This window comes from Nonomuraea sp. NPDC003754, from assembly GCF_053605785.1.
In genome coordinates this window covers 1-14,952 of sequence record NZ_JBSGJX010000025.1, presented here as the reverse complement: position 1 = coordinate 14,952, position 14,952 = coordinate 1, and the positions used below count along the sequence as shown (strand labels likewise).

Genomic DNA, 14,952 nt, shown 5'->3' with positions numbered 1-14,952 from the left:
CCGGGCCGACAGGCTCAGGAGCGGCCGGCGAGCCGCCCGGCCGACGTCTCCGCGACGGGTTCGCGCGCTGCGGCGCGGTCCAGGAGCGGCCCCTCGGGAATGAGCCGGAGCAGATGCGCGGGCACCGGCGTCACCTGGGCGGCGTCGTAGCCCAGCGTGCCCACGAGGTCGGCGGAGGCCAGCCGGAACCGCTTGCCCTCGTCGGTGATGAGGGAGTACTCGTGGATCGCGCCCGCCTGTCCCTCTCCGGAGAGCCGACCGGCCAGTGCGGCACCGCCGGGAGGCAGCAGCACCTGGTCGACGCGGTCGGGGTTGCCGCTGCTCGGCGGCTTGGGGATGGTCAGCGTCGCGCCGGTCGTCAGCTGCGCCCGGACCGAGCCTCGGGCCGTATCGGGGTACACCGCGCACAAGGGCGCGGAGGCCGTCGGTGTACGGAAGCGGGGCATGGTGACCGGCAGCCCGTCGCCCATGACGCGCCGTGCCGAGATCTTGGCGGCGTTGACCGTGGCGGCGTCGACGGCGATCGGGCGTACCCGGCCCCTGCCGTAGGCGATCTTGGTGTCCGGGTCCTGGAGCAGGAGCGTCGCCTGCGTGTGGCTGACGGGGGCGAGGCCGTCGGCGAGCAGCACGTACCAGCGCTCCTGGACGCCCGGAACGGCGGCCAGGGTGAAGATCTGCCCCACTCGCGCGGGCGAGCCGCCGGGGCCCGTCACCCGCCTGCCGCGCTCCGGGATCTGGAGCGCGACGAAGTCAGGACCGGCGGGAATGGCGTTCACCCAGGTGATCGGCACTCTGCGCGGCGCCTGGTCGGTGAGCCGGCGCGGGTTCTCGACGAGCATGCGGTAGTTGTTCCACAACACCCAGTTCTGCTGCCCGTCGGTGACGAGCAGCGCGTCGGCGCCCACCGGGGTGCCGCCGACGTCGATGCCGCCCAGCAGCGTGACGTACGGACGGCGCACTCCTGTCGCGTCCGGCTGCTCGACCACGCAGACCGTCCACGGTGATGTGACCATCCTCTCGGGCTTGGGCAGCGAGTCGGGCGCGCCCGAGATGCCGATCTTGCGCCCCCTGGCGAAGCCGGCCAGCGACTCGGCCGACACCGTACGGACCTTGATCTCCTGGCTGTCCAGCAGGAGCCTGGCGGAGACGTAGTTGTCCACCGGCTGGAGCTTGCCTTCGCTCTGGTTGTAGACGAAGGAGGCGCCGGTCTCCTCCTCGATGAGCAGCTGGCCCGCCTCCTTGAGCTTGGTGGCTCCTCCGGGGCTGAGCATGCCCCAGATCCCGAATCCGGCCGTGATCAGCACGAGGAGGAGAATGCCGGCGAACGTCGCCACGTTGTATCGCCGCATGGGCGACTCGGGCAGATCGGGCTCACCCTGAAGTAGTGCCAATCCCAGGCGCTGGGTCATCAGTTTGTGCGCCTGGTAGAGATCCTTTCGGGTCTGCATGACGGACAATATTACGCAGGTCGCGAAAGTTGTTTAATGAGGATGGATATCACACTTTTATAAGGCATGGCGGGCGAGTAGGCTTCTTGATCAACCGCATGCGGGAGGCTTTCATGGCATCAACCGACAATGGTTGGTATTTGGAGCAGAGCTGGCCGGGTCTGGTGGCCGACAGGGACGGCGTCGAATACAGTCCCATGGAGCTCGAAAAGGTCGCCAACGCTCTGTGGGCGAAGCTGCCTGAGGTCTACGGCAGCGATCCGACGGGGCAGCAGGCCGCCACGACCAGCGGTCCGGGCTCCTACCCTGACGTGGAGCAGCACGGACCGGCGCTGGACTTCTTCGCCGATCACCTTGAGGGTGTGAAGAACTGGGAGGGCGGCAGGAGCTTCGCCACGGCGCTGCGGCAGAGCCACGAGGAGTTGGCCAAGGTCTACAAGGAGGTCAACGAGAAGCTCGCGATCGCGTTCGCGCTCATCGACGTCGGCGCCGGCAACTACAAGCGCGCGAACGCGGCGAACGGGGGCTAGAGATGGCTGAGAACGTGACGGCGGACCACACGATCCGCTTCAACGGGAGCGTGCCCTTCTCCGTCAACGACGACGGCCGCAGCGTGGCGGGGATCAAGAACCTCATCATGATGCTCGACCCGGCGACCATCCAGCGTACGGCGGCGTCCTACCTGGCGGCCGCCGACAGGCTCACCTCGATGAACGAGGCCCTGGTGTCGGGGGCGACCGCGATGGCCAAGGTCTGGGAGGGGCCCTCGTCAGTGGAGTCGCAGCAGTCGCTGCGCACCCTGCACGCCACTATCCGCGAGCTGGCGGCGAAGTTCAAGGCGGTGGGCCTGCCGCTGGAGGCGCTCGGCAGGCGGCTGCTGGAGCACAAGGAGTTCGTGGAGAACAAGTCCGAGGCGTGGAGCGACAACGACCACACCTGGGACGACAGCATCCCCGGCTGGTACCACACGATGAACTCGTCGGGGTACGAGTGGGGCTCGTCGGACGAGCTGGCCGGCCAGCATCTGCGGCTGCTCAACAACGACCTGCGCAAGGTCTACGAGGAGTGGCCGTTCAACGTCCACAAGGTCGTGCCCGACCTCAAGCCTCCCACGATTCCCGGCCCCCCGGTGGACACGACCGAGGACCCCGGGGACCATCACGTCGATACGAGCTCCTTCACCCCTCCGGGCGGCGACCTCGAGGGCCCCGGCCCCGACGGCATCGACGAGACCTCGGCCGGCGACACGGCCGTGCCCGGCCTTCCCGGCGACACCCTCAGCGGCGACGGGGGCTACCCGGGCTCCGGCACAGACTGGGACGGCTCCGGCACTGACGGCCGCTACCCGGACAGGACCGGCCTCGACGCCGGCGACTCGGGCGGCAAGGGGCCGAACGGCGCCGACCGGAGCGGCGCGAACACCAACGGCGCCGGCCCGGACGCCGGCGCCGGGACGCCGGACACCGGCGGCCTGCCGAACACCCGCGGGACGAACACCACCCTGGAGGACTTCCAGCGCCCGGCCGGCTGGGCTCCGGACCCCTCCACCTCCTTCCCGAACGGCCCCACTCCCTACCCCTCCACGGGCAACGGCCCCGGCGTCGGTGTCGGCGGCAACGTGCTGACCGGCCCGGGCGGTCTCCCTCTCAACGCCAGGTCCGCCTCCGCGACCGGCGGCGGCATGCCGTTCATGCCGATGGCCGGGGCGGGGGCCAACGAGTCGGAGGACAAGGAGAACAGCACCTGGCTCCACGAGGACGACGACGTCTGGGGCGACGACACGGACGGCGCCGTCTCCGGCAGGATCGGTTAGCCGGAAGAGGACCGGCGCAGCTCCCGCAGCGTCCGTTCGGCGGTGGCCTGGTCCACCGCCGGGCACCGGAAGCCCTGCGCGACGATGTGCGCGCAGAGCTCCTCATCCGGCCGGATGCCGTGCTCCTCCAGGTAGTAGGTGACCGTGTCCGTCCAGACCCAGGTGCCGTCGGTCCGGAAGCTGAGCGGCACCACCGCGCCGCGCGCCGGGTCGAGCCGATCGAGGTCGAGACTTGTCGTCGAGAGGATGGCGGCGCCGGCCTTCAGGTAGTCGGCCAGCCGCGGGTCCTGTTCCCGTGGGTGATCGGGCAGGAAGTACGGCACGCCGTCCCTGACCCCGTCGAAGACCCTGGCCACCGAGATCGTCGGCACGATCTCCACGTAGCCGTTGCTCCAGCCGCGCAGCAGGTCGAAGGCCTCGGCCAGGGTCCACTTCCGCGAAGCGGCCATCGTCTCGATCATGGACTGGACGTCTGCCGAGCTGAACTCGAGCCGGTCACGCGCCCGCGTCATCGTGCCGAGGATCCGGTCCGAGCTGATCTCGACCACCTTGAGGGTGCTCATGAGGCGCTCACCTGCATGAAGCCCGTGCATCCGGCGCACGGCCCCCCGGTCGCCGAAGTGTTCCTGACGCGTACGCTCATCTCGCTCGCCACCGTTCGTCGTCCGAGGTCGGGTGCCACTGGGTGATGGCGACAGGGCCTTCACCATGGCGTACTCCACGAGCGCGGCGAGGAGCTCGACGCGTGCCCGGGGCGCCGACGTGGATGTGCCCGCCGGTGTCCGTGGTGATCTCGCCGTCGTAGGACCGGATGATCTCGGTGTCCCGCAGAATGCCGGCGCTGAACTCACCGGCGACGAGACGGGCGCCGTAGTGCGGGAACACCACCGCGCCGGCGGCGGGCCCTGACCGGTGGAGCTCGCGGGTCATCACGATCACGTCGCTCCGTCGGCGCCGAAGTGGTGCTGGACCCGGGTGGGCGCGGGCGCCGGCAAGGCGATCAGCGAGACCTCGCCCTTGGCGTGCATTCCGATGTGGTACAGACGGTCCAACGCCACGTTGTAGGCGGCGCGGAAGCCGTACTGCTGATAGTCGGAACGCAGCGACACGACGATTTCGGTGAGGAACTCGACGTCCTGAGGGCTCAGCGGGTTGTCGACCCACGTCACCCGGCCGCCGGGGGCCCGCTCGACGAAGTTGCCGAGGAGATGAATGGGATCAGGCACGGCCGCCCCGCCGTCGAGCTCGAAGGCACGTCCGTGGTCGAAGCCTGCCACCCCGTCGTCGGTGAGCATGAGATTGCCCGGGTGCCGGTCATTGTTGATGATCAACAGGTCGAGAAGTTCGATCAGCAGGGCGCCACGTCGGACGTTCGCGTCGGTTCCCCTGGGCACCTTCCGACCGGCGACGTACTCCATGAGGATGCTCCGGTCGGTCGGATGCGCGACGACGACAGGAACGTTGGCGCCGAGACGCTGTCCCACGATCGATCCGAGGATCTCGGCCTTGCGCCCGCGCATCGTCGTCTTCCGGGCGATGGCGGCGCCGTCCGCCAGGACGAGCAGGTCCACGGTGCCGTCCGCACCCGAGCCCAGGCGCTGCCAACTCGCCGGATCCGCCGCCACGGCGGCTTCGACGAGGTCAGGGGGCAGGCCGCGCCGATGAGTGGTCTCCCGCGGCCGAACATGGGCCGGCCTGGGAGGTGCCGTCGTCGGCGCCGCCGGGTGAGCCTCGAGCCACTCGCCGTTGTCGTGCCGAGGGAAGATCGGTCGTCCGTCCGGGCTGTACCGCTGGGCGGCCGCGGTGTGCGGACTCCTGTCGGCGCCGATGTAGACGAGCTTGTTGCCGGCGAGCACCGAGCGGCCGGTGAGGTCGGCGAGTTCCTGCAGCAACGCCGGGTTGCGTGCCGTCTCGCAGCCCAGGATGCGCAGCCTCGCGGTGGGGTGGCCGATCACGCGCGGGTCGTGGGCGAGCATGGTCGCCAGGTCGGCCGCGCTGAGGCGTTCGGAGCCGATGAGGAAGCCGATGTCGTCGCCGGCGATCGCGACGTCGATGACGCCGGGTGTGAGCCGGAGCAGGCGTGGATCGGCCGTGGGCATCACCAACGTGTTCTCGTCGCGGTACCAGATGCCCGCGACGACCTCGTGGCGATGTTCCAGGATCAGGGTTCGATGCCGGCTGCTCAGCGGTGGCGCGGAAACCGGGGCGGCACTTTCATCGGGCGCCCTGGAGGGCCTGGCCGCCACGGGGGGCGGGGTGTGGCGCAGTAGCCGCCGGCGGAGGGTGGAGAGCACGGTGCGCGGATTGTCGGGCCTGGACACCGAAGCGGGGGCGAGCCAGGTCTCGAGCAGTTCAGCGACCGCGGCCGATGTGTCGCCAGGCAGGAAGATGTGGAATTGCCCCGAAGAGGAATATCCGTTGCCGACGCGCAGGTTGCCCAGCGACGTCGTCTCCACAGGGCCGTCGGCCGCTATCACGACCCGGCCCGTGAACTGGGCGAGGCTCTGCGCGAAGGTTGTCGCTCCGCCGTCCGGATCGGCCAGCAGGATCGCCTGGTCCGACTGGAGGCCGGGGCTGTTCAGCAGCAGCGCCGCGATCTCCGCGGCCTCGATGAGCCGGCCGTCGATCCGCGTTCCACGCTCGGAGAAACGGCCTTGCACGATGCAGACGCCCGGGACGACGCCGGGCGAGGGGTACATGGCCTCATGTCCATCGCCGTGGATGCGCACGCCTGACGTCGTTACGCTCACCGCTGTGCGGGCCTGGTCCGCGAGGGCATGGGCTCGTGCCGGGGTGAGTGCGAAGGCGGGCGTGACCACCGGTCCTGTCCGGTCCGCGGTGGGCTGCTGGGTGAGGAAATAGTGCGACTCGCCGTCGTCGGTGGTCAGCACGGCTGTCACGGCGAAGCGGGCACCGGCTCTGAAGAGGACGCGATGTGGATCGGCCGATAGGTCGCCGACCGGCACATAGTCGGACGCGAGGATGGTCACTCGCACGCCGTGTGGACTTTCGCCCAGCCGGTCGGCGTTGTCCACGCCGTCGAGCAGGGTGTTCACGGTGAACTCGGCGCCGGGCTGGATATCCCCGGGGATCACGCCGCCGGGCACCCGGGCGAAGACGTGCCCCTGGGCGTTGGGGCGTTCCGCCAGCTCAGAGTCGGCCCGGGAGATCACGTCGGTCTGGTTCCGCGCGTTCACCCGCCACAGATGGTCGCCCTGCATCAGATCGGCCAGGACGGGAGCCGGCTCCGGTGCAGGCTGCCATGCCGGCGCGCGGTGCTCAGCGGTGGCCGGGCCCTCGGAGAACGTCAGCGAGATCACCGTGGCTTCGTCGGATCCGATGAACGTGCGCAGAGCGCTCAGTATCCGCTGATGCCGGTCACCGAGGCCGAGCCTGTCGAAGTCGCCGTGGAGCGCCTCCAACCTGGTGGCAAGCTCGGTGACGTCACGGGCTGACAACACCGGCGCGCCCGCGCGAAAGTCCCAGTCGTAGGCCTGGCCGAACCGCACCAGGATCGGGTTGGCGTCCAGTAGCCGGCGCAGCGTCCGGTGGCTCATCGGCTTGCTCATGCTCAGGAAGGTGCAGAGCGCCCGGGTGGCGAGACGGGCCTCCGCGGCGGCGGTGCGCTCCGGGGGAGGGACGATCTCTTCGAAGACCGTGAAGGGGTCGGCCCGGTGAGAGCGGGGCAGGCCGTCCGTGACGTCGGATGTCTCCTCCAGCCTGGCCTCGTACTCGTCTGCCGCCGCCTGGGTGGGGAACTCGCGGCGCAGCGCGCGAGTCCCGTCACTGAGGACCACGGTGGTCGGGCCACCGGGCGACGGGGACGCGTCGATCACTTGCTGGATGCCCGTGGCCACACTCGCCCGCAACCGGTCGCTGCCGAAGGTGCGGTAGACGTTCCCGAGCCGGTCGAGGTGCACCGCTGGGCCGGGGAGGCCGAGAGCCCGCCGGACGAGGGCGAAGACGAGGACGTCCGTGGCCTCGACGCGGGGAATCTCCAGAGCCTGCGACCCGTCGGCGAACGTGACCACGGACCCCAGCGCCGATACTCGCCGCGACACTATGCCATGCCGGAGGTTGTTCTTCAGACGGCCCAGGCCCTCGTCCATTGCCCTGAGCCGTTCGATGTCCGCCATGACCAGGCTCTGGCCCGGCGCGGCGGTCACCACGTCTTCTCTACCTGCCGCGTTCGAGGCCAAGAGGCGATGCCTGTCCATGATGCGCTCGAAATCGGGCAGCATGTCCAGCTGGGCGAAGTCGGTGCGCGAGGACTCCAGCAGGGTCCTGAGCGCCCGTACGTCCGGCCAGGTCAGCGGGTTGCTTCCCCAGGTGCGCTCGCCGGAGGCGTCCTCGCGAAGGAACAGTTCGAGAAGTGGCGTGCCGCTCGCCGGCACATGGAGAGCGGGTTCGGCGACGAGCGGCGTCATGTCGGCCACGGCGACGAGGTATCCGGCCAGCACCGCTTCGCGGGTGCCGAGGAAGCCGGGCGAGACGTCCGCGGGCGTAAAGTCGATCAGGATGTGCCGGTCACCGGCCGCCTGGGCGCTACCGACCAGCCCCAGGCGGTTGGCGAGCCGGGTCACCAGCAGTTGCAGGTCCCGCTCCTGGCGGGTGGAGTGCTCGAGAAGCAGCGCGGAAGAGCCGTCGGTGAGCGTCACTCTGGAGACGTTCGCGCCGACGGGCTCCGGTTCGCCCACGACGCCGGGGACCACCGGTTCCCCGGGTTCCGTCCAATTGATCACGTCATCGATGGAACGCGATGGGCGAGTGCGTGCGGCGAGATCGCGTTCCACCGCAGTGATCTCGCCCGCCAGCTTGTCCGCGGCCGCCGCGTCGCCTGCCGCCAGGGCCGCGCGCTGCTTACGTTCCAGGAAGCGGAGCTCGTTTCGGCGGGCGGTGACGCACTCGTCGCGCGTGGTTCCTCCCGGCGTGTGCCTGTGCCCGCCTTCGATTCGGTGCTGGAGCACGTCGCTGATCTCGTGCAGGACGAGCCTGGCGACCTGGTCGCGGGCGACCCGGGGCGCCAGCGTCATGATGTGGGGGTCTTCAGAGGTGCCGGTGACCCCTCGTACCGTGGTCTCGCCGAGGTAGCCGCCCTCGACCGGACCCACCGTCACCGTGAAGTGCAGCTCACCCAGTATCGCGTGCCGGACGATCAGTTGCCCGCCCGGCTCCCACATGATCTCGGTGATGGCCTCGCCGAAGTCCTCGGGCGTCACTTCCCCGAGGAAGGACTGCCTGGCTTCCCGGGGTGTGAGGTCCTCGTCGTTCGGGTCAGTCCGGCCGTCCGGGATGAATCCGGAGTCGGGGTCGGGCGAGCCGTGGGTGGAGCCGCTGTGGTCCGTGTCGTCGGGTGCGGCCTTGATCGGCCAGGCCGGCGCCGGTGCCGCGGGCTGGGGCAGGGCACGCCTGGTCAGTTCGCGCCGCAACTGCTCGGCGAGGCTCGTGTCACCGTCCGCGCTGGTCCGCTCGTGCAGCGCGTGCAGGTCGATCCCGTGCTGCTCGGCCACCGCGATCAGAGCGGACGGCATGCCGGAGAAGCGCCGCCCGAATCCTCCGTCGATCTCTTGCGCCGCCAGCCGGCCGTCGGGGGTGGCGAGGTAGGTCCTGGGCGGGCCGCCCGGGAGGTGAACGGTGACCCTGACCTCCGCGTTCAGCTCTCGGGCGGCCAGTTGCGCCTGCCTGAGCTGCCCGTACGGGGGAGCGGCCAGGTCGGCGTCGAGATGGACGGGGCCCGGCCGCCTGGCGAGCTCGGCGGCCAGCCTGTGATGGTCGTCGACGCCCAGGTCGGCGAGGGACACGGGCGGGCCGGGCACGTCCCGCGCCGGTCGATCCGCGGGAGGGACGGCCGCCCGCGGGTTCTCCGCCTGCGCCGCGAGCGCCCGCAACACGTGGTCGTGGACGACCGTGTCGACGTCGCCCGTCGCGATGCGCTGCTCCACGATGGTCCGCGACGGCCGCTGGTCGGTGGCCGGATTCGACCAGACCTCGAAGCGCACGTCGTAGTCGACCCGGAACCGGACCGAGCTGCTGCGGGCCTTCTCGAAGACGCTGGTCTCGTCCCGGTTGCCGCCGCTGACCGACGAGCCGTCACCGGCCTGGTCCCGGTAGCCGGCGCTCATGCCGATGTCGGGATCGCCGGGAACCCAGGTGTTCTGGTCGTTGCTGCCGACGGTGATCCCGAGCGGGAGCGGCCGGGCTCGGTTCGAGCTCGCCGAGGTGCTCCACTGCCTGCGGTCGACCTGGCCGATTTCCTGGTTCACGTGACCTCGGGCCATCACCACGGGGTCGGACAACACCGCTCCGACGCGGACGCGCACCATCCGGCCACCCGGCATCGGCAGTTCGAGCACCATGAACCCGTCCTTGGCCGTCATGCGCTCGAAAAGGGCGTTCCTGCCGTTGCCGGACAGGAGCCGGGCGAGCGCCTTGGAGCCCTCGCGGGTGAGCTCCAGGCCCAGCGCGGCCTTCAGGCGCTGCTCGACGGCCTGGGCGAGTCCTGGCGCCCGCGTGCTCTCGACGGCGAAGTTCTCCGGCACGGGGAAGGGCCGGGGATCGGCCACGGCGGGTGCCGGCGCGGTGGCCGCGCCCGCGTGCGTGACCATGCCGGGCGGGATGATCCGGTCGATGGTGCCGGACAACTGTCTGCGGGCGGCCCGGCGCGGGGCTTCGCCCTTGCCCACCCGCCGCACCTCGACGACGAGCCTGATGCCCTGGCGCACCTCCGCCCTCGTGCCATCGGACGCCGCCACCCGCTGGATCCGGGTCTGCTGCATGTTGCTCGCGCCCGTGTTGCCGTGCCCGAGGTCGGTGCCCGCGGCGCCCGCCTCGGTGCTCTCCGACCCCTTGAAGCCGGCGCTGCCGGTCAACGCCGCCGACTCGGAGGCGTTGTCCTCCAGCATGGTGTAGAGCTGGAGGATCTGCCCGTAGTCGGAGACCTCACCCCGATACCGCGCGTCCTCACCGAGCTCGGCCCGTACGGTGATCTCGAGCGCCTCCGCGTCCCTGCCGACCCTGACGGTGTAGTCGGCGGGGGGCGAGTCCGGGTCGAGCATGCTGTCGATCTTCCCGAGCCAGGTGTTGCCGGAGAAGTCGTTCGTCAGCGCGCGCCACAGGGCGGTGTCCTGGTCGAGCGCGCCCGGAGCCACCTCCTCGACCGCCGCCACGATCTCTTCCAGCAGCTCCACCTCGCTGCCGGGCCTGTTCGCCGGATGGAGGCTTACCCCCTTGACGGTGCTCATGCCGATGGCGTCCTGGTAGGTCGGCGCGAGCGCGGCGGCCACCTCGCCGTTCTCCAGCCGCAGGGCGGCGGCTCGCAGGTTGTCCAGAACGTGAGGATGGAACTCCGTCCGGCGCAGCATGCGCTCGATGGTCTCGGAGTCCGTTTCGCCGGGCCGTCCAGGCGGCACCCCGGGCGGCATCAGGTCGACCAGCCTGTCGGTGGGGAACATGCCGAGGAGCGCGGCGAGCGCCCTGCCCACGCTGTGCTCCGAGGTGAGCGGGACACCGGGCACGGCGGTGAGGCCCGGCGACTCGGCCCTGGCCTGCGCCAGGTCCTGCAGGTACCGGTCCATGAACCTGACCGCGACCCGGCGGCTGAGCTTCAGGTTGCCGTTCATCAGCCGTTCGGCCGCGTCGGCGACCTGGTGCAGGGGCAGCCGCACCTCGCCGCTCGCGTACAGGTCGAGCGCGTCACGTTCGGCGAGCAGGTAGACGACGGTGCCCTTGTCCGGTTGTGTCGTCCTCGCGTCGGCGCCGGAGCCCACGGTCAGCTCGGGGGTGACGTCCATCACGAAGGCGTACTGCTTGCCCGTGTCGATGCCCAGCCGCTCGGGACCGGCGATGATCTTCTGCTCGAGTGCGGTCGTCCGTCCCCATGAGACCCCCGCGCCCTCGTCGGTGCCCCCCTTCGTGGTGACCGGCACGTTCAGGCCGCCCCCTGCGCTGCGGGGCCTGGACTGCCGGCCGGAGCTGCTGTGGGAGCCGAGCGTGAGGTTGATGTCGCCGACCAGCACGTCCGTGGCGGACAGGAATCGGGACTCGCCCCGCCTCAGGTGGAGGGAGACCGGCTGGTGCCGGGCCGCCCCGGCCGCCGTCCGGGTGTCCACCCCGGTCCGGTGACCGGTGGAGAACACCTCGCGGTGGCTGATCAGCCCGCGTACGTTGAAGAACGCCGCGAGGTGCTGGAACTCGGGGGAGTCGCGGCCGAGCGACTTGGCGAGCTTGTTCGCGGCGGCCGTCGCGATGTCGCCGACGTCGAGGTGGGCGACCGTGGCCAGCCGGAACGCCCGCTCCGAGGTGGGATGACGCGGGCTCTCCGGCCTGGGGTGCCCGTCCGCGGACGGCGCGAGAGGGAGCAGATCGGCGGGAAGCAGGACCCGCGCGTCGCCGGTCTGTCCCTCCGCCACGGTCTGCATGAGGTTCGGGCCGGTCAGCCGATCGACGCGGACGGTGTGCGGGACGCGGAAGACCGCGGTCTGCCCGAGGCCCTCCATGAGCTTCACCTGGTTGACGGTGCTGCCCGTGGTGTGCTCCCCGAAGCTGCCCCGGCCGGCGTCGAGGCCGCCGCTGTATCCTCCGACTCCGCCGGGCGCGTTCTTCAGCCCGGCTTCGCCGTGGATCCCGAGCCCGGCCGACGTGCCCTGGTTCCGGGCCGAGGTGTAGGTGTCCGAGCCGATGTCCAGCGTCACCACGCGCTCGGCGGTCGACACCCCCTCGTAGACGGCGTTGTCGAAGTCCTGCTCCAGCTTGATGCGCAGGGTGTAGTGCTCGGCCGTGAGGCCGGTCCTGTGGTGCACCAGGTTGATGAGCAGGCCCTCCTGGGCGGCCTGGTCATAATCGGTCTCCAGGCGTTCCGCGGAGAACTGCTCGGCGACGAGCTGCTCGTTGGCCATCTGACTCGCCCTGAGCCACGGGTCCATGGAGTAGTCGGGGACGCCGTTCTTGAGCTTGGGCAACACGCCCTTGTCACGCAGATAGTCCTCGACCTGGGCCCGGACCTGGTTCATGCCGGTGACCTGCTGAACCAGTGCCGGGCCCGCGCCGCGGGTCTGTCCCGGATCGCTGCCGAGCCAGGTGGGCAGCACGCCGGTTCTCCCGGGCGGGGCGACCTTGACGGGGTCGCCGCGGAGCACGATGGATCCGTCCGCGTTCCGCCCGATCTCCGCCTTGGTGTCGACCGGCAGTCCGTAGCGGTAGGCATCCGGTTCGGTCATGCGGAACAGTCCGGTGCTCGGGTCGGAGACGAGAGTGATCGGTGGCTGCCCGTCCACCTGGATCGTCACCGTGTGGACCATGTTCAGCAGATAGCTCTGGGTTTGGCCATCCCATGCCTGCACGCCCGGATGGAGGGACGCCGCGGTCTCGCTGGTGCTCGTGGAACCCGCTCGGTCCAGGTTGCCGCCGAAGGTGCCCTTCACGACGAGCTCGGGGGTCGCTTGCTGCTCGTGCGACTTCGTGGTGGCGCCCACGTCCGCTCCGAGGCCCTTGTCGTGGCTGTTGGAACGGCTCTGGCCCGCGATGGAGGATCCGGTCCGATGCCGCTCCTGGCGTTGCCTCACGGTGCCGCCGACGAGGGTGCCCCCGGGAAGCACGGCGGTGCGTACGGTCACCGTGGCCCTGGCCCGGCCGTGCACGGTGATGGTCCGGCGGAGCCCCGACGGATTGTTGACGGCCTCGCCGAGGTAACTGGGCAGATCCTCGGTGAACGTCGTGAGGACCTGGCTCCGGGCGACAGGACTGAGCCTGAGCCCGGCCTCCTCGATCAGCCGGACCGCGTCGTCGGCCAGCGTGATCAGGCCGGTCATGCCGGTGACGACGTGTTCGGGCAAGGGAGTCTGCTGCCGTTCCTCCTTCGGGAGCTGGAGGACGGGCTTCGGAGGGTCGGTGAGGTAGGCGTGCGCGATCCACACGTTCTGCCGCGCGGACTCGCTGTCGGCGGGCAGCTCACGCGTCACCGAGTGGCCGGACGCCGTGCGCAGCTCCACCTCCCAGCTCGCCCTGGCGCTGAACATGGCGGCCATGCCGCGGTTGTCCTCGACGTTGCCGCCCACCCAGTTGTTCTGGGCCGAGGTGGTGACGGAGCGACCGTCGTCCCAGCCGAGCCTGAGCCTCAGTACGCCGTGCTCCGCGATCTGACGGGCGGTCTCGAACGGCAGGAACCGCAGCATCCCCCTGACGGTATCCATCAGGTCCCGGTCGAAGTCGAGCCCGCGGGGCATCCGACCGGTCACGGACGATCTGCCGCCGCCCTGCCTCAGCCGGCCGTACATGGTCTCGGAGTGCGTGCCGCCGGGCCTGGCCACCTCCATGAGGTCGTCCAGCGTCAGTTTGATCCGCAGCTCCGTGCCGGTGGCCACGTTCAGGCGCAGGAGCAGGCCGTCCTCCGAGACCACGCCGCGGAAGGCCTGGCGGATCGCGTACCTCAGCTCCTCCTGGGTGAGCTGTGTGGCCACCCCCTCCTGCCTGAGCATGTCGTTGACCAGCTCGGTCAGCACGGGCAGGTTGGCGATCGGCCCCGCCGCGTAGCTCGCCAGCAGAGCGTGCGCCGACGGCAGCACCGCCCGGCTCGCCGATTCGTAGGCGTCCCTCCGGCTCCTCAGCTCGTGCATGGCGGACTCGACCTGCAGCGTCTTGGGCTTGTCCGGCCTGTTCACCCTGTTCAGGGCGGCGAGCGTGGCATAAGCGGCTTCGAGCGCGTGGTCGGCGGCCGCGGCGGCGGCCTCGTACCGCTCGGCCATGCGGGTGTGGTGCTGGGCGATCGACAACGCGGTCATGGCGTCCAGCTCAGCCCGGCGAGTGCGTTCGGGCGCGCTGTCGTCCAGGTTCCGGCCGTGAAGGGCCGCCTGGTGCAACGCCTCGAAAACCTTCTCCCGCGCGATCCAGGCGTTGTGCCGGTGCTCGAGGCCGAGCTCGAGGTTGTGCTGGCGGGCGACCTCCAGCGCCCTCTCCTCCTCGTGGATCTCCCTCCTGAGCTGCGCCAGCGGGCTGAACGGCGGCTGTGACAGCCGGGGGAGAGCGGGCGGTGTCGCGGGCGGCAGCGCGGCGACGGCCTCCTGATACGTCCTCAGGGCCGCGGTGGCCGCGTCCGCGTGGGCCGCCAGCGTGACGTGGTCGACGGGAACTCCCGTGATCACGTCGTCCAGCAGGCCGTCGAGCTCCCGGAGAACGTTGCGCGCGGCGATCGCCAGCCGCTCGGCCCCCTCGTGCAGCTCGCCGATCCGGCCGAGATCCGCCGCGGTGGCCTGCCACGTCCGCGCGCCGTCCAGGTCGCTCCTGGCCAGGGCGTCCGCCGCGAGGGCGTACGCCCCGCCCGCCGACTCGTTGTAGGCACGTACCGTCGCGCGCTGAGCGGCGACGACCCCGCCGAGCGCCTCGACGGTGGCGCGCAGCGTCAGGGCGGTGGCCTGGCGGGCGGTCAGATGTCCGCGGAGGTCGGCGTACAGCGCGAGGATGTCCTGGGCGCCGCGGGCGCCGGCCGACTGCTCCTGCGCCGCGACCCGGCGGTAGTGCTGCTCGTAGGTGGCGCCCAGGCGGCGCAACTGCGCGGCGAGCACCTCCGGCGGGCCGATCGCGATGCGACGCGCCCGAACCGTCTCGTCGAGGAGCAACCCGTAGACCTCGGCGGCGTGCACCGCCGAGGCCGCCGCGGCCTGCCGCTCGGCCGCCGTGCCCGGCGACCGCGACGCCGGG

At 70.8% G+C, this 14,952-nt stretch carries 6 protein-coding genes; 2 read left to right on the top strand and 4 right to left on the bottom strand.

Features of this window, described 5'->3' with window-relative positions:
• Positions 1-14 precede the first annotated feature (14 nt).
• Entirely contained in the window at positions 15-1,448 is a 1,434-nt protein-coding gene (gene eccB / locus ACWEVS_RS27830; protein ID WP_452553992.1) for a type VII secretion protein EccB, read from the bottom strand.
• A 113-nt stretch (positions 1,449-1,561) separates the two neighbouring features.
• On the opposite strand from eccB, the gene ACWEVS_RS27825 reads away from it, so the two are divergent.
• A complete protein-coding gene (locus ACWEVS_RS27825) occupies positions 1,562-1,978 on the top strand; it encodes a hypothetical protein (RefSeq protein ID WP_449923280.1) in 417 nt (138 codons plus the stop codon).
• Positions 1,979-1,980: 2 nt separating this feature from the next.
• Positions 1,981-3,261, top strand: coding sequence for a hypothetical protein (locus ACWEVS_RS27820; RefSeq protein ID WP_452553991.1), 1,281 nt, complete (start codon positions 1,981-1,983; stop codon positions 3,259-3,261).
• On the opposite strand, the gene ACWEVS_RS27815 is transcribed toward ACWEVS_RS27820, so the two are convergent.
• From ACWEVS_RS27815 to ACWEVS_RS27805, 3 genes are all read right to left on the bottom strand, one after another.
• Positions 3,258-3,824, bottom strand: coding sequence for a hypothetical protein (locus ACWEVS_RS27815; RefSeq protein WP_452553990.1), 567 nt, complete (start codon positions 3,822-3,824; stop codon positions 3,258-3,260). The two genes, ACWEVS_RS27820 and ACWEVS_RS27815, sit on opposite strands and share 4 nt — an antisense overlap.
• A 76-nt stretch (positions 3,825-3,900) precedes the next feature.
• Positions 3,901-4,200, bottom strand: coding sequence for a hypothetical protein (locus ACWEVS_RS27810; RefSeq protein ID WP_452553989.1), 300 nt, complete (start codon positions 4,198-4,200; stop codon positions 3,901-3,903).
• On the bottom strand, positions 4,197-14,894 hold the full coding sequence (locus ACWEVS_RS27805; protein WP_452553988.1) for a hypothetical protein: 10,698 nt from the start codon (positions 14,892-14,894) through the stop codon (positions 4,197-4,199). Before ACWEVS_RS27805 ends, ACWEVS_RS27810 begins: the two co-directional genes overlap by 4 nt.
• Between the last annotated feature and the right edge of the window lie 58 nt (positions 14,895-14,952).